The 18,581-nt window shown below is 41.3% G+C and carries 22 protein-coding genes and 1 tRNA gene; all 23 read right to left on the minus strand.

All coding sequences use genetic code 11. The features are described from left to right. Position 1 precedes the first annotated feature (1 nt). Positions 2-1,099, minus strand: coding sequence for a histidinol-phosphate transaminase (hisC, locus tag EDD58_RS11295; RefSeq protein WP_131925665.1), 1,098 nt, complete (start codon positions 1,097-1,099; stop codon positions 2-4). Positions 1,100-1,130: 31 nt separating this feature from the next. After that, the gene (trpA, locus tag EDD58_RS11300; protein WP_131925667.1) at positions 1,131-1,928 is read right to left on the minus strand and encodes a tryptophan synthase subunit alpha; all 798 of its coding nucleotides are present in this window, start codon (positions 1,926-1,928) and stop codon (positions 1,131-1,133) included. Next, the gene (gene trpB / locus EDD58_RS11305) at positions 1,925-3,148 is read right to left on the minus strand and encodes a tryptophan synthase subunit beta (protein ID WP_131925669.1); all 1,224 of its coding nucleotides are present in this window, start codon (positions 3,146-3,148) and stop codon (positions 1,925-1,927) included. The genes trpA and trpB overlap by 4 nt, the downstream gene beginning before the upstream one ends. Beyond that, positions 3,108-3,788: a phosphoribosylanthranilate isomerase gene (locus EDD58_RS11310; RefSeq protein ID WP_165875948.1), complete on the minus strand. Its 681-nt coding sequence runs from the start codon at positions 3,786-3,788 to the stop codon at positions 3,108-3,110. Before EDD58_RS11310 ends, trpB begins: the two co-directional genes overlap by 41 nt. Then, the gene (gene trpC, locus EDD58_RS11315) at positions 3,775-4,572 is read right to left on the minus strand and encodes an indole-3-glycerol phosphate synthase TrpC (protein WP_131925673.1); all 798 of its coding nucleotides are present in this window, start codon (positions 4,570-4,572) and stop codon (positions 3,775-3,777) included. The genes EDD58_RS11310 and trpC overlap by 14 nt, the downstream gene beginning before the upstream one ends. Beyond that, the gene (gene trpD, locus EDD58_RS11320) at positions 4,562-5,584 is read right to left on the minus strand and encodes an anthranilate phosphoribosyltransferase (RefSeq protein ID WP_131925675.1); all 1,023 of its coding nucleotides are present in this window, start codon (positions 5,582-5,584) and stop codon (positions 4,562-4,564) included. Before trpD ends, trpC begins: the two co-directional genes overlap by 11 nt. Beyond that, positions 5,581-7,095 carry an anthranilate synthase component I gene (trpE, locus tag EDD58_RS11325; RefSeq protein WP_131925677.1) on the minus strand — a complete coding sequence of 505 codons (1,515 nt, stop codon included), beginning with the start codon at positions 7,093-7,095 and terminating at the stop codon, positions 5,581-5,583. Before trpE ends, trpD begins: the two co-directional genes overlap by 4 nt. Positions 7,096-7,618: 523 nt before the next feature. Beyond that, a complete protein-coding gene (gene aroH / locus EDD58_RS11330) occupies positions 7,619-7,993 on the minus strand; it encodes a chorismate mutase (RefSeq protein ID WP_131925679.1) in 375 nt (124 codons plus the stop codon). Further along, positions 7,990-9,090, minus strand: coding sequence for a 3-dehydroquinate synthase (gene aroB, locus EDD58_RS11335; protein WP_131925681.1), 1,101 nt, complete (start codon positions 9,088-9,090; stop codon positions 7,990-7,992). The genes aroH and aroB overlap by 4 nt, the downstream gene beginning before the upstream one ends. Continuing rightward, complete coding sequence (aroC, locus tag EDD58_RS11340; RefSeq protein WP_131925683.1) at positions 9,090-10,253, minus strand: chorismate synthase; 1,164 nt, start codon at positions 10,251-10,253, stop codon at positions 9,090-9,092. Before aroC ends, aroB begins: the two co-directional genes overlap by 1 nt. A 179-nt stretch (positions 10,254-10,432) precedes the next feature. After that, the gene (locus tag EDD58_RS11345; RefSeq protein WP_131925685.1) at positions 10,433-10,612 is read right to left on the minus strand and encodes a hypothetical protein; all 180 of its coding nucleotides are present in this window, start codon (positions 10,610-10,612) and stop codon (positions 10,433-10,435) included. A 203-nt stretch (positions 10,613-10,815) separates the two neighbouring features. Continuing rightward, on the minus strand, positions 10,816-11,259 hold the full coding sequence (gene ndk, locus EDD58_RS11350; protein WP_131925687.1) for a nucleoside-diphosphate kinase: 444 nt from the start codon (positions 11,257-11,259) through the stop codon (positions 10,816-10,818). A gap of 198 nt (positions 11,260-11,457) precedes the next feature. Further along, entirely contained in the window at positions 11,458-12,429 is a 972-nt protein-coding gene (hepT, locus tag EDD58_RS11355) for a heptaprenyl diphosphate synthase component II (protein ID WP_131925689.1), read from the minus strand. 14 nt (positions 12,430-12,443) lie between these two features. After that, entirely contained in the window at positions 12,444-13,292 is an 849-nt protein-coding gene (locus EDD58_RS11360) for a menaquinone biosynthetic enzyme MqnA/MqnD family protein (protein ID WP_243648722.1), read from the minus strand. Beyond that, entirely contained in the window at positions 13,289-13,888 is a 600-nt protein-coding gene (locus EDD58_RS11365; RefSeq protein ID WP_131925693.1) for a UbiX family flavin prenyltransferase, read from the minus strand. The genes EDD58_RS11360 and EDD58_RS11365 overlap by 4 nt, the downstream gene beginning before the upstream one ends. Then, the gene (locus EDD58_RS11370) at positions 13,885-14,718 is read right to left on the minus strand and encodes a UbiA-like polyprenyltransferase (protein WP_243648723.1); all 834 of its coding nucleotides are present in this window, start codon (positions 14,716-14,718) and stop codon (positions 13,885-13,887) included. Before EDD58_RS11370 ends, EDD58_RS11365 begins: the two co-directional genes overlap by 4 nt. 53 nt (positions 14,719-14,771) lie before the next feature. Beyond that, complete coding sequence (locus EDD58_RS11375; protein WP_131925883.1) at positions 14,772-15,497, minus strand: demethylmenaquinone methyltransferase; 726 nt, start codon at positions 15,495-15,497, stop codon at positions 14,772-14,774. Between the two features lie 7 nt (positions 15,498-15,504). Next, positions 15,505-16,266, minus strand: a complete 762-nt coding sequence (locus EDD58_RS11380) for a heptaprenyl diphosphate synthase component 1 (RefSeq protein ID WP_131925697.1) — start codon at positions 16,264-16,266, stop codon at positions 15,505-15,507. Positions 16,267-16,355: 89 nt separating this feature from the next. Next, entirely contained in the window at positions 16,356-16,862 is a 507-nt protein-coding gene (locus tag EDD58_RS11385) for a hypothetical protein (protein WP_131925699.1), read from the minus strand. Positions 16,863-16,948: 86 nt separating this feature from the next. Beyond that, the gene (mtrB, locus tag EDD58_RS11390) at positions 16,949-17,176 is read right to left on the minus strand and encodes a trp RNA-binding attenuation protein MtrB (protein ID WP_131925701.1); all 228 of its coding nucleotides are present in this window, start codon (positions 17,174-17,176) and stop codon (positions 16,949-16,951) included. 131 nt (positions 17,177-17,307) lie between these two features. Next, positions 17,308-17,384, minus strand: a tRNA-Pro gene (locus tag EDD58_RS11395). Between the two features lie 88 nt (positions 17,385-17,472). Then, positions 17,473-18,039, minus strand: coding sequence for a GTP cyclohydrolase I FolE (folE, locus tag EDD58_RS11400; RefSeq protein WP_424321669.1), 567 nt, complete (start codon positions 18,037-18,039; stop codon positions 17,473-17,475). 181 nt (positions 18,040-18,220) lie between these two features. Beyond that, positions 18,221-18,514 carry an HU family DNA-binding protein gene (locus EDD58_RS11405; RefSeq protein ID WP_481249185.1) on the minus strand — a complete coding sequence of 98 codons (294 nt, stop codon included), beginning with the start codon at positions 18,512-18,514 and terminating at the stop codon, positions 18,221-18,223. Between the last annotated feature and the right edge of the window lie 67 nt (positions 18,515-18,581).

The following is an 18,581-nucleotide window of genomic DNA, read 5'->3' on the forward strand; positions in this document are numbered from 1 at the left end:
ATTACAACGATCCTTTCTCCTCGATCAACGATTGATATGCTTCTAAAAAGCGGTCATTTTCTTCGTCTGTCCCAACCGTCACTCTGATAGATGTGGGAAAGCCTAACGCTTGACCAGACCGAACAATAATCCCTTTTTGGAGCAGGTATTGAAATACTTCATCGGCGGGTGAACCTGTATCAAATAAGATAAAGTTGCCATGTGCAGGGAAGTAATGACATCCCCAACGATCTAGTTGAGACATGATTTTCTTCATTCCTAAACGGTTTTGGTTGCGACAATACAACACAAATGTTTGGTCTTTCACAGCTGATGTTGCCGCTTGTTGTGCTAACCGATTAACGTTAAATGGTTCCCGAACCCGGTTTAATTGCTTCAATACATCTGGATGACCGATTCCATAACCAACACGAAAAGCTGCTAATCCATAAATTTTTGAAAAAGTTCGGGTGATGATGATATTAGGATTATAGTCTAAGAGTGAAAGGCTATCAGGATATGATGGATCAACGACATATTCGGCGTAAGCTTCATCAATGACAACACACACATGATCGGGGAGGTCATCTAGAAATTGCTCCAACTCCTCATGACTTACAATCGTTCCTGTTGGATTATTTGGATTGCAAATCCATACGATCCGTGTTTTCTCAGTAATAGCTTCTCTCATTGCCTTTAAATCATGAGTTCCATCCTTTAATGGGATTAGAATTGGCGTGGCTCCTTCAATTCGTGTGACTGTCTCATAACGTGGAAATGTGTGATCTGCCATAATGGATTCTGTCTCAGGTTCCAAGTAAGCACGAGCGATCATTTGTACAACTTCATCTGAACCATTGCCAAAGATCATACGGCGTGGATCAACTTCTATATGTTCCGCCAGAGCTTCTCTTAAAATAGGGGCAGTTCCTTCTGGGTAGAGATGAAATTGGTCTTTAACCTCAGCTAAGGACGTCCATACCTGTGAAGAACATCCAAAAGGGTTCTCATTTGAAGCAAGCTTGATGACTTTCTCGATTCCTAACTCTCTTTTAACTTCTTCCAACGGTTTTCCAGGCTGGTAAACACCCAAACCTTGAATAGATGCTTTTGGTTTCATGGAATAACCCCTCTATCTCTTTTTCCTAATTTTACTCTGATTTTAGATGTCTGACAAATCTCCGAACCTCCTCTAATCCTTCGTCCCTACGAGCGGGGTCCATAAGTGTAGGGGACAGTTGATGAATTCGTTCCACCAATGAACTACCAACGATTACAGCATCACTATAGGAAGAAAACCGAGCAACCTGTTCGGGAGATGAGATCCCAAAACCAACTGCAATCGGAACCGGACTTGCCTGTCGAACCGTCTGTAAAAAAGAAAAAATTTGCTCATCAAATTGAGACCGTTGTCCTGTTGTTCCTAAAGAGGAGATACAATAAACAAATCCTTCTGCTTCCTCTACAATCATTTCAATTCGCTGTCTAGAAGTGGGGGCAACTAGAGGGATCACGGCAATCCCTTCATTTTTTGCCCACTGACGAAGTGAACCACTCTCCTCAAAAGGTAAGTCGGGAATGATCATACCTTGAAAACCAATCTCGGCTAACTCTCCAATTAAACGTTCTAATCCATACTGTAGAAGTGGATTATAATAAGAAAATAAAATAAGCGGAACTTGACATCCCTTTTCTCGTACCCGTCTAGCTAGATCTAAAACACTCATTAACTTAACACCATTCTCTAATGCTCGCTGTGAAGCTGCTTGAATCGTCGGACCATCAGCCACTGGTTCAGAGAAAGGAACTCCCAATTCGATTGCAGTAACTCCTTCCTCCTCCAACAGCTCGATGATTGATTCCGTTACCTCTACATTTGGATCTCCAGCTGTAATAAATGGAATAAGATGAGTTCCAGGTTTCTTGAAGGCCTTTTGTAAGGAATTCATGTTCGCTCCTCCTTAACTGCTTGTCGAATCGTTTCCACATCTTTATCACCGCGTCCTGAAAGACAAACGAGTACAATTTCGTCAGAAGAAAGGGTAACTGCTAGTTGAATTGCTTCAGCAATCGCATGGGCAGATTCCAAAGCAGGCAAGATCCCTTCTGTTTGACATAAGATTTTAACAGCCTGTAAAGCTTGTTGATCAGTAACCGATGTATAACGAGCACGTTTCATCTCTTTGAGGAAAGAATGCTCTGGTCCCACACCTGGATAATCTAATCCAGCAGAAATCGAGTGAGCTGGGATAATTTGTCCATGGGGGTCCTGTAAAAGATAACTATAAGCACCATGTAACACACCTGGACGACCTTTCGTTAATGAAGCGGCATGTTGCTGTGTGTCCAAACCTTTTCCGGCAGCCTCTACTCCATGTAATCGAACAGAATGATCATCTAAAAAAGCGGCAAACATACCAATGGCATTACTTCCTCCGCCCACACAAGCTATCACATCGGAAGGCAAACGATCTTCTACCAACAACAGTTGAGCTCTTGCTTCATCACTGATGACCCGTTGAAAGTATTTAACCATTTGTGGATAAGGATGTGGACCTACTGCAGAGCCAATTAAATAAAACGTTTCATCTACCTCTGCCACCCATTGTCGTAAAGCTTCATTGGTAGCGTCTTTTAAAGTTTGAGTTCCAGATGTGACAGAAACCACTTCTGCCCCCAATAATTCCATTCGGAACACGTTCAATTGTTGACGTTTTACATCTTCTGCTCCCATAAAGACACGACATTCCATTCCTAGAAGTGCTGCCACTGTTGCCGTTGCCACGCCATGTTGACCTGCACCTGTTTCCGCTATTAACTTTTTCTTTCCCATTCGTTTAGCTAATAACGCTTGACCGAGAGCATTATTAATTTTGTGTGCACCTGTGTGATTTAAATCCTCTCTTTTTAAATAAATTTTGGCACCACCCGCATATTGGGTGAGTCTTTGCGCAAAGGTTAGGGGGGTTGGACGTCCTGAATACTCTTTCAATAGTTTTTTGTACTCATGAACAAAATCCTGATCTTGAATCGCTGACTGAAACTCTTGTTCCAGCGTAATTAAAGCATTCATCGAAGTCTCTGGTACATATCTCCCACCAAATTCTCCATATCGCCCTGTCACTTTCTTATTGATTTGATCCGTTATTTTGGCTGTTGGTTGAGCCATGTTTTCTCACCCTTTCAATGAAACTACTCATTAAGTACAAATCCTTTTTTCCATGGATCTCTACACTACTTGAAAGATCCACTCCGTCTGGAGTGTACATCTGAAGAAGATCAATAATATTGCTTTCTTGAAGACCTCCTGCAATCCAAAGAGGGAGATTCGCTTGTATGCATTCTTTTTGAAAAGGAGGGATTACCTGCTTCCATTGAAATGAAGTCCCTGTACCTCCTCGCTTTCCTTTCACCACGGAATCCAACAAAGCGAGATCAATCCAAGGAAGATAAGATGATGGGGAAGTACTAGTCCCTTGATGGTCTACATGAAATGTTTTAATTAATTGAATCGAAAAGCGCTTTTTTACTTCTGCACAAAAGGAGGGTGACTCCACTCCATGAAGTTGAATCGCTCGAAGTGGAAACTCCGTTAACCAATCTTCGATTTCTTGTAAAGTAGGATCCATCATCACTCCAACAGTGAATAGATGAGAAGGGACTAAGTGAATCATGTTTCGGAGATTCGCCTTACTTACAGTCCGTCGACGTCCTGGAACAAGAACAAATCCGACAGCATTTAGATCTAAATCTTGGATCGCATGTAGTTCCTCCTCACACTGAAAACCACAAATTTTAATCCAAGTCATGGTCGGTACCCAGATCCCGTAACTCTTGTAGAGCTTGTTCAGAATCATCCTGTCGCATCAGATATTCACCGATTAAAATCCCATCTACACCTGCTTGAACCATCCGTCTTACGTCTTCGACCGAATGTACCCCACTCTCTCCAATAACCAGAAAAGGGGGTGGAATCATAGGACGTAACCGTTCTGTGACTGATAAATCAGTAGCTAATGTTTTTAAGTTTCGATTGTTAATGCCAATAAAATCAGGATTAGCGAAAACTGCTGCGTCAATCTCTGAGGGCTCATGAACTTCAAGTAAGACTTCCATTTCTAACTGATGAGCAAGTTCCGTTAGCTCCCTCAATGAATGATGGTCTAATAGTGCAGCAATCAGCAAAATCACATCTGCTCCCATTTGTTTGCTTTCGTATACTTGAATAGGATCCATTATAAAATCTTTTCGTAATACAGGGAGCCTCACCTGTTGACGAACTTGAGTTAACGACTCTGCTTTACCTTTAAAATAATGCTCTTCGGTTAAGACAGAAATTGCAGAAGCTCCCCCCTTCTCGTAACTAAGTGCTGTTGCAATCGGATCTACCTCTTCACGGATCACACCTCGAGAAGGTGAGGCGGGCTTTACCTCTGCGATGAACGATACACCCTTTGACTGTTTCACGATTTCAACTAAAGATCTTCCGGGAGAGTGACTGAATCGTTCATTCATCTGTTCCATTGGGTGATACTGGGCATAAAGTTGTTGAATCTCTTGCTTCTTCAACGCAACAATCTTTTCAAGAAACATGCTGTACCTCCTTGGAATAACGAACTACTTCTTCTAACTTGCTAGCTACGTGTCCAGCGTCGATGAGATGAGTTGCTTGTTTGACACCCTCTTGTATGGAGTTCGCTTGCCCCGTTAGATATAAAACTGCACCCGCATTAAGTAAAACCACATCCCGAGGTGCTCCCCGTTCTCCGTTAAAAATTCGTTTCATGAGGGCGGCGTTAAACTGTGAATCTCCACCAGCAATCTCATGTATATAGCTTCTTTTTACTCCTAGTTCTTCAGGAGTGACTTCATAGGTGTAAATCAAATCTCCGTTCACTTCACAAATCCGGGTGGTATCTGTCACCGTAATTTCATCTAAACCATCTAAGCTTGAAACCACTAAAGCACGTTTAACTCCTAATGCACGAAACACCTCTGCAACGGGTTCGACCAAAGTTGGATCATACACGCCCATCAGTTGAATTTTCACTTTTGCAGGGTTGGCTAAGGGTCCTAGAAGATTAAAGCAGGTACGAAAACCAAGTTCTTTGCGGATGGGCATCACATGCTTCATCGCTTGGTGATATAAGGGAGCAAATAAAAAACTTAATCCCGTTTTCTCAAGCATGTACTCCGCTTCTTTTGGATTTAATTGAATATCCATCCCTAAAGCTTGCAATACCTCCGCACTACCTGTTTTTCCTGAAACTGCGACAGATCCATGTTTGGCGACAGGAATTCCAGCAGCAGCAATCACAAAAGCGGCAGCAGTAGAAATATTAAAAGTTTTCCCACCATCCCCTCCAGTCCCGCATGTGTCTACCGCTTGTAAACTGGACACTTCTATGTTTGCAGCATGACTACGTAAACTTTCGGCAAATCCAATTAGCTCATCGACACTCTCCCCTTTTAACCGTAAAGAGGTTAGAAAGCTAGCGATTTGGGATGGAGTCGCTTGCCCCCTCATCATCAGATCCATGGCTTCTCTAGCTTCAACTCTAGTTAATGGACTCCCCATCATGAGCTTAAGTAAGTATGACTTCATCCTTTAACCGCTCCTTCCATTTCTTCAGATGCCAGATGTAAAGCACGAATCATCCCTTTTGCTTTATTGACAGTCTCCCAATATTCATTTTCCGGGTGGGAATCTGCAACAATTCCTGCTCCCGCTTGGATCGTTGCACAACCGTCCCGAAACACGATGGTTCGAATAGCAATACAAGTATCAATCGAACCTGAAAAACTGAAGCAACCAATCGCTCCTGCATAAACTCCACGTGGCCCTGGCTCTAACTCGGAGATCATCTCCATTGCTCGAATTCTAGGAGCCCCAGATACCGTCCCGGCTGGGAAACATGCCATCAATGCATCAATCGGCTGAAGTTCAGGGTGTAACTCGGCTTGTATATGGGATACCAAATGCATGATATGAGAATATTTCTCTACCTTCATCAGACTAGTCACTTCAACTGTCCCTGCTTTCGCAATCCGCTCTAAATCATTTCGCCCCAAGTCAACAAGCATCATGTGTTCAGCTCGTTCTTTGGGATCCTGGAGAAGATCCTCGACCAAATCTTTTTCATCTTTTAATGTTTTTCCACGCGGACGCGAACCCGCAATGGGACGTACTTCAATCTTTGATCGGTTTGCCCGCAGTAATAGTTCAGGTGACGTACCCACTAATGTCTCTTCACCCATTCGGAGATAAAACATATAAGGAGAAGGATTAATCACACGTAAAATCCGATAGACACGAAGCGGATCAGAGGCTTGCTCAACCTTAAAGCGTTGTGAAAGAACCACCTGGGTCAGATCCCCTGCCAGAATGGCTTCCTTGGCTATCTCAACATTTTTCATAAACTGTTCTGGCTCTAGATTAGCAGGAGGCATAGACTTCTCTTCAACCTCATTATCAATGAGACCCAGTGAGGTAATCTCAGTTTTAGACTTGAAGATTTCACTGATCCAATTCTCTAATTCTTCCGTCATTCGTGAATAATCTTGTTCAATAGAGTCTACATTTTCTACATTTAGATGAACGACAAAATGGATCGCTTTTTTCACATGATCAAAAACCATCAATCGATTGATCATCATAAAATGAAAATCATCACTCTCAGCAGGCATTTGGTTTACTTGGGTAATCTTTTCATTTGGATAGATATAGCGAACCGAATCATAATTGAGATAACCTAAAGCACCACCAAGAAAAGGAGGCATATTTTCATAAACAGGCGTTTGATCTTTACGTAGCCATTCAGATAACCATTTCAGCGGCTCATTCGATTTAATTTTCTCATTACAAGAAGATTCAGTGATCGTAATTAAGCCATGAAGGCAACGAATGATTTGAAAAGGATCTGTTCCTAAATAAGAATACCGAGATTCTTTTTTTCCATCCTCTGCACTCTCTAGCAGAAAAGTATACGGAGAATTAGGTAAACGCTCCAATAGCATCATGGGGGTAACTGTGTCTGAATAGACTGTTTTACAAATGGGAATAGACGAATAAGTCCTTGTCAAGTCAAGAACTTGGTCCAAACTAGGGGTAAACATATCATCTCTCCTCTCAAGCTTTTGGCTTGAAAGAGAGAAAGGAAGATATACGGGGAGGGCAAAAATGGGAATATAAAAAGCCAAAGCAAACGCTCTGGCAGTAGATTCGTATAAATAATCCTCCACTAGCTCAGCTCGACTATGCTCGTATATCCACTCTCTACTCTTCTCTGCTCATTACTTACAACTTAAACTATAGACTAAACTCTTAAAAATAAATTAGCTATCAAATTGATAAATGGATTACACCTAATCATTTAGATATAACCACTATACCTATATACTCTTCATTCACTCGTCTCTCCTACACTTTAACTGAGAGAAAAAAAACTGTCAATAGACTTTTAAATTCTATATGAGCATTTTTAGTCACAGATGGATCCAGATCCCGTCGTGTCACTATTTCTCTGTCTCACTCTCATAGCGTATACGCAAAAGTCGTTCGTCAGAGAAATATCTCCCCTCCTAGGCTCATTCAATCAAGCCACTCAATTGCAAATTCATTTTAGTTTAGTGATTTTGTTCAAGTCGAGTTTTCATTCAAATCTGGTCGTAGTCGCATCGCATCTCGCAAAAAAATATGCTTGATCTCTTTAGAAGTCTTTTCTGTTTCCACTAGTAACAACATTCGTATACAACCTGATATGGCATGAGGAACAGCCATTTCACTTGCACAAAGCATCGGAATATATTCCCACCCGGATATGGAGCGGATCGCCGCGGCAGGGAACACAGCATTTAAATCAGGAGTGGCTGTAATCCACAAACTACAAACATCTTCAGGTTCGATCCCATTTTTATCTACCATCTCACAAAAAAGCTCTGCTGTCGCTTCGTAGATTTCTTTCTCTAAATTATGCTCAACTGTAATCGCTCCACGAATCCCTTTTACACTCAACAAGATCCTCTCCTGATTTCTCTTAGTACATTCTTCACCATAACCGCGTCTACATCACGGACAATTTCAACATTCCCCAGTTGTTTGGATAAAATAAAAGTGAGCTTTCCACCACGAGCTTTTTTATCTTGAGTCATCCGTTGAATGAACTCAGTTTCATCCCAATCTTGTTCAAAGCGGGTTGGTAATTGAAAAGATCGAAGAAGTGCTTCAGTCTGTTCAACCAAGGATGCGTGAGCGCCTAATACTTGCCTGCTTAGTCGCGCTGCTCCAGCCATTCCGATCGCAATCGCTTCCCCATGGGTATATTGCTGATAAAATGAAATCGCTTCTAAGGCATGCCCGATCGTATGTCCATAGTTTAAAACCGCTCTGATCCCTAGTTCTTTCTCGTCCTGTGCAACCACAGTAGCTTTTACTTGGCAACCACGCTCAATAGCCTCTATCACTGAAGCTCGATCCAACGACAACAATGGTTCAGCTCTCATCGCTAGCCATTGGACAAAAGTTCGATCCCAAATCAAACCATGCTTAATCACTTCTGCATAACCTGATATCAATTGTCGCCTAGGTAGTGTAGTTAGAGTATCGACATCAAATACCACCATGAGCGGCTGATGAAAGGCGCCAATCATATTTTTACCTAAACGATGGTTAACTCCTACTTTGCCCCCCACACTACTATCATGGGCCAACAAAGTGGTAGGAAGTTGTACAAATGAAATACCACGCATATAAGTAGCAGCAACAAAACCGGCAAGATCTCCGACAACTCCACCACCTAAGGCGACAATTACACTTTGTCGATCTAAGCCCCAGTGATAACATTGCTCAATCAGCTCTTCGACTTGCTGAAGATTCTTCTTCTTTTCACCCGCTGGAAAAATAGCTGTTCCTATACGATAACCCGCCTGTTCTAAAATCGACTGAACTTGATTTAGATATAACGGCGCTACTTGAGAGTCTGAGATAATCATCAAACTCCGCTTTGTGGACACTCCTACTTCTGTTAGCAGGTAGGGAAGTTTTGGGTAAATGGATGAACCAATATGAATGGGATAAGAATGCTGTGCGAGAGAGACCGACAAGGTTCTCATCAAAACAAACGCGTCCTTTCTCGGTAACGGTTCACTTGCTCGATCCACTCATCTGCCGTATCAGCAGGAAACTTCTCTAACATTGCTTGAGCGATCTCCCATGCAACTACATGTTCAGCTACTACACTCGCTGCTGGGACAGCACAACTGTCAGAGCGTTCTATGCTGGCAGCGAAAGGTTCCTTCGTATCGATCTCTACACTCATCAACGGTTTATATAAAGTTGGAATAGGCTTCATAACTCCCCGCACTACAATCGGCTCTCCAGTCGTCATTCCCCCTTCAAATCCACCCAGTCGGTTGGTACGACGATAAAATCCACGTTCCTCTGACCACTCGATTTCATCATGAACTTTAGAACCTGGCAAGCGAGCCGCTTCAAAACCAATCCCAAACTCAACTCCTTTAAATGCATTAATACTAACCATTGCTTGTGCAATTCGACCGTCCAGCTTACGATCCCATTGAACATGACTTCCTAGACCAACAGGTACACCCTCTACAAGTACCTCAACCACACCGCCTAAGGAATCACCTTCTTTTTTAGCTTGATCAATCAAATCCATCATCGGCTGTTCCACATTTTTATCTACACTGCGTACAGGGGATGCCTCTGAGCGACGTTTGATTTCTTCACACGATAGATCTAAGATTCGCTCCGCCTCAATCTCACCAATTTGAACGACATGCCCAACTACTTGTATCTTACAAAATTCTAATAACTGAAGAGCTACAGCTCCCACAGCCACCCGTGCTGCTGTTTCACGAGCACTGGAGCGTTCTAATACATCCCGTAGATCTCGATGATTATACTTAATCGCTCCATTCAAGTCCGCATGTCCTGGTCTTGGGCGTGAAATTCTACGTTTCTCTGCTTCCTCTGGAATTGGATGTACACCCATTACCTTCTTCCAATGGGTCCAATCTCTATTTTCAATAACCAAAGTAACAGGAGCACCTGTCGTTTTTCCAAATCGAACCCCTGATAAAATCTGCACTTGATCTTGTTCAATTTGCATTCGTCGTCCCCGACCATAACCTTTTTGCCTTCTAGCTAGTTGCTCATCTATTTTTTCCTTCGATAATGGCATCTGACTTGGTAACCCTTCAATAATTACAGTTAATTGAGGACCGTGTGATTCGCCTGCTGTTAAATATCTCATCTCCATCTTCCTCTCTATGCTCTATTCAGCTATGCTCTGCACCTTTCAATAAGACGAAATTTGTTAGCTATCATATCATAGAAACAATCCAAAAGGTACGCTTGACAATAAACTCGGCCAGATATTGCAAACATAAAAAAACAGTCAACACAAAAAGCTGACTGTTGCCATAGGTTCAATTATTCCTTGATGTTTAAGCTGTTTTTCAAGGCATGATCCCAGCTTGGAAAGTAATACAAGGCACTTTGTAATAGTTGCGGCTTTGTCTGCTTTACCTTTTTCTTATTGAGGGGATGACCTTGCTCTTTAAGATTCTGAATTTGACTCATAACCTCTTCCATGCTTAGATATTGATCCATCGTTCCACTCCTTTATAGTCGGGAGCTACCATACCTGCTATTAGATATACTATGATTTGAAGCAGATGGATATGTCATTCTAGAAACGATTTAAAACTAGCTTCCTAACCAAATGGAACAATGAATCTCACATGGATACAATTTATCTAGTAAGAAATATAAATAAAAAAGAGTACGGGTGATTCCGCACTCTTTGGTTCAAACTAGATCCACTGGTTGATTGCTTTTTGATATTCTACTTGTTCACCTTCACCAAACCAGAGAGCCAGTTCGCGTTCAGCACTTTCAGGAGAGTCAGAACCATGGATAATGTTCATAGAAAGACTCACACCATAATCACCACGGATGGTTCCAGGTTGTGCATCTGCTGGATTGGTTTTACCCATCATTTGACGAGCGGTAGCAATTACATTTTCTCCTTGCCATACCATAGCAAACACAGGACTGGAAGTGATAAAGTCAACCAATTCGCCAAAGAATGGCTTTTCTTTATGTTCAGCATAATGTTGTTCAGCCAATTCTTTCGGAACTGACATTAATTTCGCTCCCACCAGTTGAAAGCCTTTCTTTTCAAAACGAGCAACGATCTCCCCAACGAGTCCACGTTGTACTCCATCAGGCTTTACCATTAGAAAAGTTTTTTCCATCTGTGACTTCCTCCATTATGTATCAATTGGCCACCCTTGACCTTGTGGCACCATCAGTCCTCCCTCTACACTCCAACAATCCGATCTTAGAAAAGTAGAAGGAGGCTCTAATGCCTATTTTTCATTCAAATTCATAGCAAATTGACATTGTTTGAACATGAAAAATTGTATCAAGAACTTATTCGAAACGCAACTTACCTAGTAAGAGCGCCTAACAATAAATTCAGCAATCATTCTGAGGGATTCTCGTTCAGAAGAGTCAGGTAGACGATCTAATCGCTCCTGTGCTTTTTGTAAATATTGTTTGGATAAGTCAAGTGTGTATTCAATTCCTCCCGCTTGCCGAACCACATCGAGAATTTGTTCAACCTGACTAACTTCTCCTCTAGATTGTAAATAATTGCGAATCATTTTCTTCTCTGCCGCATCCCCATGATGTAAGGTGTAACTTACTGGAAGTGTTATATTTCCTTGCAATAAGTCACTTCCAGCAGGCTTTCCTAACACTCTCTCCTCACCCACAATATCAAGTACATCATCAGTTAATTGAAATGCCATGCCCACATAATAGCCATATGCATATAAGTCCCGTACAATTTCTGGCTTGGCTCCACTTACGATCGCTCCAAGTTGACAACTGATCGCCATTAATAAAGCGGTTTTTCTTTTAATTCTTCGAAGGTATTGACGGAGATGCTGATCTCCATTGTACAAATCTTCGATCTGATCGATTTCACCTAGACACATACGCATAATAGAGGTTGATAAAATACGATGAACTTCAGCTTGCTCAATCTTTGCGATTTCCGCCAATGCTTGTGCAAGGATAAAGTCCCCTGTATACATAGCAATTCGATTATCCCACTTCGCTTTGACTGTTAAACGTCCCCGACGAGTTTGTGCATCATCGATCACATCATCATGAACCAAAGTCGCCATATGGATTAGCTCAAGAGAGACAGCTACTTGCTTAAGACGTGTCAACTCATAATCCCCAAAACGACCTGATAACAAGACAAAAACGGGACGCATTCGTTTTCCACCAGCTTCTAAAAGATGAGTGGCTGTCTGACGTAAAGGTTGATATTCTGGATTGACTGCAAAAGATAAGTCCTCTTCAATCTGTTCAAGATCTTTCTTTAGGTTGTGATAGATTTGTTGCAAATTCATCCGCTTCACCCTGATCAACGCATACCTAGACTTTCTCTCAAGTCAAGCATGCAAATCTGCACATCTGGAGAAATTAAACCAATCTCTGCCGCATATTGATAATAAGTTTTAAGTCCGATCTGTTCAGTTTCCTGAAGGTCATAACAAAGTCCATCGAAATATTGGTTCCAAAACGATTCACTACCATTCAACTGCTTCATCGCCTCTTGAATGATCGGTTGTCGTTGTTGACTTCCTTGCTCTTTAGCTTTCATAAACCGTGCATAAATCTGTTTCAGTTCATCTTTACGAGTCTCAACGATCTCACGGCGAACAGCCCAAACAGCAAAGGTCATGCTCAAATCTGTTCGATTATACCATTCCTGCCCCAAATCGAAAATACGATAAGGTAAATCTGACGTCATTTTTGCTTTTAAAGCATCATCCCCAATGAGTAACGCAGCATCAGCCTCATTCATCATTTGGGAAAGATCAGGGGTCATCGTTTTATACTCAGGTGTTGCACCAATAAATTTCTCCATAATGATACGTAAAAGGGCAACGGATGAAGCTGAAGTATTCGTCAATGCAATTCGCGCTTTTTTTAAATCTGTCAGTTCCTCTCCTTTGGTAAACAAGAAGATGGAACCCACAGGCCCCTTCGCACTCACAGATAGATCTGGCATGAGTACAAACTCTGGATAATGTTCAGCGTAAGCAAACGAAGAAATGGGTCCCATATCGATTTCACCAGAAGCCATTCCTCGATTCAGTTGTGCTGGTACTTGTGGAACTAGTTCAACATCTAAGCCTGTTCCATCAAAAAAATGATAGATGGGTAAGATGTTGGTAAAAGATATTTTTCCAATACGAATTGGTTTCATCTCCCACCCTCCCATCGTTGATATAATTGATGATCTACTTGTAATAAATCAAGTACTTTTCCTGCCATAAAGTTGACTAGATCTTCAATCGTCTCTGGTTGATGATAAAAAGCAGGCATCGCAGGAATGATGGATACTCCATAAGTTGAAAGCTTCAACATATTTTCTAGGTGTATAGCACTTAATGGCGTTTCTCTTGGGACAATAATTAAAGGTCTCTTTTCCTTGATCATCACATCTGCGGCACGCTCCACCAAGTTAGCAGAAAAACCATTGGCGATTCGTGCTAGTGTTCCCATCGAGCACGGAACGACTACCATCGCTTCACACTGAAAAGAGCCTGAAGCAATACTAGCCCCAATATCTTTGACTGGGTGAAAGACCAATTCCCCTGGCAAGTGCTGGAATCTTTCAAGAAAAAGTTGCTCTCTTTTTTGGATCTCCCATTGATGTTCTTCTTTCAATACACGCCATGCTGCCTCAGTCAACAATAAGTGAACTTCATGTTCTTGCCTTAATAATTCTTCAATCACAGCTAATCCATAAGGTGCACCACTAGCTCCTGTCATCGCAATCACAAATCGTTTTGCACTCATAGTAACACATCCACCATTGTAAATACGAACAAGATCACACTTAAAACACCATTCATCGTGAAAAAAGCAGTATTTAAACGAGACAAATCATTGGCAGATACAATCTTATGCTCATAGATCAAGATCACTAAAGCCACTAAAACTCCCAGCGCATACCAGACACCCAATTGGGTCAAGAAACTTAAAGCAACCAATCCAATCGCTGTCCCCACATGCATCCAAGAAGAAATGTCGAGAGCATTTTTAATCCCAAATTTAACAGGGATCGAGTGTAATTCTTGCTCTTTGTCAAACTCCATATCTTGACAAGCATAAATCACATCAAATCCAGCTGTCCACAAAGCCACTGAGATGAATAAAATCATAGCAATGCTATCTATTTGTCCTGTGGTTGCTACCCAACCACCTAAAGGTCCTAAACCGATAGCCATTCCTAAGACGATATGACATGCCCAAGTAAATCGCTTGGTATAAGAATAAAGAACTAAGAAAAAGACCGCAATCGGTAATAATTGAACCGCTAACATATTTAGCTTAAAGGCTGCATAAAACAGAACAGCAAAAGAAACAATTACAAATCCCCAAACAAAAGTCGCAGAGACTAAACCAGCTGGAATGGCTCTTTGTTGAGTTCGGGGATTTTTCGCATCAATATGACGATCAATCAAGCGATTTAAAGCCATCGCTGCACTTCTAGCTCCAACCATTGCTAGTGTAATCCAACCGATCTCTGCCCAGCTGGGTAAGTGTCCATTTACTTCTAAGCTTCCTAAAACCGCCCCCAAATACGCAAAGGGTAGAGCAAAAACAGTATGTTCAAACTTGATCATTTCAAGTACGACTTGTATCTTTCTAAGAAGTCTCATCCATCATCTATCCTTTTTTACTCTTTGGGCTTCCGTCCGATATGAAGTGCAGTAATCCCACCCGTTAATGGATACACTTCTACCTGATCAAAACCGACCCGTTCCTTCATGATGTGTTCTAGCTCCTTATAATCTGGAAAAGAGATCAAGGATTCAGGTAACCACCGATATTGCTCATATCGATTTGCAAATAACTTACCTAATTGTGGTAGAATCCGTTGAAAATATAGATAATAAATAGCACGAAACGGAGGCCAAGTTGGTTTGGACAACTCCAACGAGACAACTTGTCCACCTGGTTTCACGACTCGTTTCATCTCTGTGAGTACTTGAACAAAGTCAGGGACATTTCTAAGCGCAAAGCCAATAGTTGCATGATCAAATGAGTTGTCAGGAAAAGGTAATTGCATGGCATTCCCTTGGATCAACTCAATTTGCTCTGTTAAGTGTAATTGATCCCTTTTTTGCTCGCCGATCGAAAGCATATTTTGACTAAAATCAAGACCAACGATTTTGCCTGAATGAGATGCTTGTGCCAACGAAATGGTCCAGTCACAGGTTCCACAACAAACATCAAGTGCTGTATCTCCAGGTTGAACATTCATTTTCTTCATCGTAAAGCGTCTCCAAGCTTTGTGTCGACCGAAGCTAAGCAATGTATTCATTCGATCATAATCTTTAGCAATGCTCTCAAATACGCCATGAACAAACTTTGCTTTATTCCCGGCTTGTTGATGACTCATCGACTGTTCACTCACTTTCACCTGTCTCAGCTTCTTGAAACATTGAAAATCGATTCATTAAAATAGATAATAACTCATTTCTTACTTCTAAATTGGAGATGATGGACATGGCTTCATGACAGCGTTGCCATGTTAGAGTAAGTACGCTCCAACCCGTCGCAGTAATTTGATAATGCTCCTCAGATTGTAACCGCAATATCTCTTCAAATCCAAGTAAACCACATATAATTTGCTTCCACTGATCTTTCAACTGAGAATGGCAAAAAAAATCGACCAATGCAGTCAAAATTCCACTAGAGATGTTTTGAAGTAGTCTACAAGCATGATCATCTAAGCCATCTATCCAATCAGATTTTTGATCATAAAAGATCATTTTTGCTTCATTAATTCGGGCAATGGCCTGACCTAAACAATGAACACCTTCAATTTCATTGTTTTTCGCTAGAAGATGATAAAAAAGACCACTATAATAATCCCCTGCTAGAATGTACAATTGACGTTGCCTTAAGGCTTCTGAAGAAAGAGATGAATCATTCGACACTTTCTCATGAGTATCTAAGCCCATTTGTAACAAAGTTGCCGCTGTACCGTATATTTGAGCTCGTTCTTTCGAAATTTCAAATGTAGCTAACATGTACTCTAAAACGCGCACAAAAAAAACAGGGACAGGAGGCTTCCCAATTATCTTTGTCAGATACGGCTCATCTGCCAATTGTGTAATGAAGTCTGTTAACTCAAACTGAACGCGATCTGTATGTATGGACGTCATCAAGCGCCCCCCCAAAAAAAACCAAAGAAATAAAAACACATTAGTTAGTATATCACATTTTTATGATCATGCGGCACCCTCCCCTATATTTACCTATTTGTATCTGGAGTTGGAATGATCTTCAGATCAAACATTTGACCTAGATATTCTTTATACGATAATTGTCCTTGATTCAGCATATCTGGATCATTTTGCAATTGATCCTTTTTCGCTACAAGCAACCAACTAGATTGCTCATCACGATGGATCACCAGACGTACCTCCTGAATATTCTCCATCCCCACTAAACTGTGTCGAGTCAATTGATAAATCTCTTTTGCCATTGATTCTTCACTTACTGATGGAGGCTGAATCAACTCTACAAAAAAAGTAGGCTGATCCCAGTCGACCCGAATCACTCGGATTTGTAGGGGATGGCTTAACAGATGATCAGCTACACGCTCTGGAGTCAGTTTCTGAAAAGAATCGGGTTGAAAAACATTGACCGCCTGTTGACTATTCCACGTTTCAACCATCATTGGAACCGTGGATAATAATGCCGCTAACAAAACAGCTATGAGTACAGGTGCAAGTAATCGTTGGATTAAAGCTTTCATATTACCACTTCTCCCTTGTTGGCCCCTTTCATCATTTTATCGGTCTACAAAGGAAAACATGCTTGAAATATGAAAGCTATTCCCCATTATTCCTCGTCAGTGTCAACCTGTGTAAACGAAGTAATGATGGTAGCTTTTCCCCTTATTTTCACTGCAGAAGTATGTTCTGTAAACTGAGCAATCATCACTTCTCCTTCATCTAACTTTTCAGAATGGTGAAAACGTGTATCTTTTCCTCTCGTTAAACCAATCACATTCACACCATTTTCTTTCGCTTTAATAATAAAATACTCTCCTGTTTTTTTCTCTTGCACATGTGTTCCCTCCCCAAAATTATATATACACCATCATGCCTAAATAAAGGCTCTTTCCTAGTGTAACATGGAAGAAGCCTATTCATTCACAGAAAAAGACTCTTCCTTTAAGATCGGAAGAGTCTTTAATGTGGTCGGGCTAGCCAGATTTGAACTGACGACCTCTTGCGCCCCATGCAAGCACGCTACCAAGCTGCGCCATAGCCCGCTAATTCTAATCAGACAAAGATTTTGTGATAACAATTAAAATTATATGATGCGCTCGTCTGGTTGTCAAGAGGTCTTTATAGTAAAAATTATTTTATTCCGATTAAGTTTATTGCTTCTGCCCGAGCTGTTGCATCTTCTTTAAAGAGTCCACGAACAGAAGTTGTGATCGTCTTCGAGCCAGGCTTTTTAACCCCTCTCATGGTCATACACATATGTTCAGCTTCTACAACCACGATCACTCCATGTGGATCTAACTTTTCCATGATTGAATCTGCTACAGTTGATGTAATCCGTTCTTGCAACTGAGGACGACGTGCTACTGTTTCAATGGCTCTTGCTAACTTACTGAGTCCAGTCACACGACCTCCTTGGGGAATATAGCCCACATGCGCACGTCCAAAAAAGGGAACTAAATGATGTTCACAGGTGGAAAAAAACGGGATATCCTTAACAATCACCAATTCTTCATGATCTTCACTAAAAATAACAGAAAAATGTTCTTCAGGATCTTCATTTAATCCCGAAAAGATCTCTTTGTACATTCTAGCCACACGTGCTGGAGTATCTAATAAACCTTCACGGTTCGGGTCTTCACCTACAGCTTCTAATATCATCCGCACCGCTTCTTCAATTTTGCGATGATCGATTTCCATCAGGTCGTCCTCCATCCATAACTATTTCTAGACTACAAACGATAAATATGGTTTAGGTCTCCGATAGATTATACCACATTTAGTTCAACTTCAATCCCAAAAGGAAAAGACCCCTAAGTAGAGGTCTTTTCCTAGCAGGTCATATGTATTCCATCCCAACTCGAGATGTCTAATCTCCTGCTTATTTTTTAACTTTGTTTACTTCTTCTTTCAATTGTTTACCTGCTTTAAAATGAGGTACTTTTGTTGCAGGGATATCAATCTCTTCACCAGTTTGCGGGTTGCGCCCTTTACGTGCTGCACGATCCCGAACTTCGAAGTTTCCAAAACCGATCAATTGCACTTTATCTCCTGAACAAAGAGCATCAGAGATTGCTGAAAAAACAGCTTCTACAGATTTAGTTGCATCTTTTTTGCTCAAGTTGGTAGCTTCAGCTACTTTGTTAATCAGTTCGGTTTTATTCATTAACCGCACCTCCTGTACAAATCCACGACTCGTTTCTGTATAGATTGACTGATGGAATCTAGAGCTGGTAATACAA

This window comes from Hazenella coriacea (assembly GCF_004341825.1).
Taxonomy (GTDB): domain Bacteria; phylum Bacillota; class Bacilli; order Thermoactinomycetales; family Thermoactinomycetaceae; genus Hazenella; species Hazenella coriacea.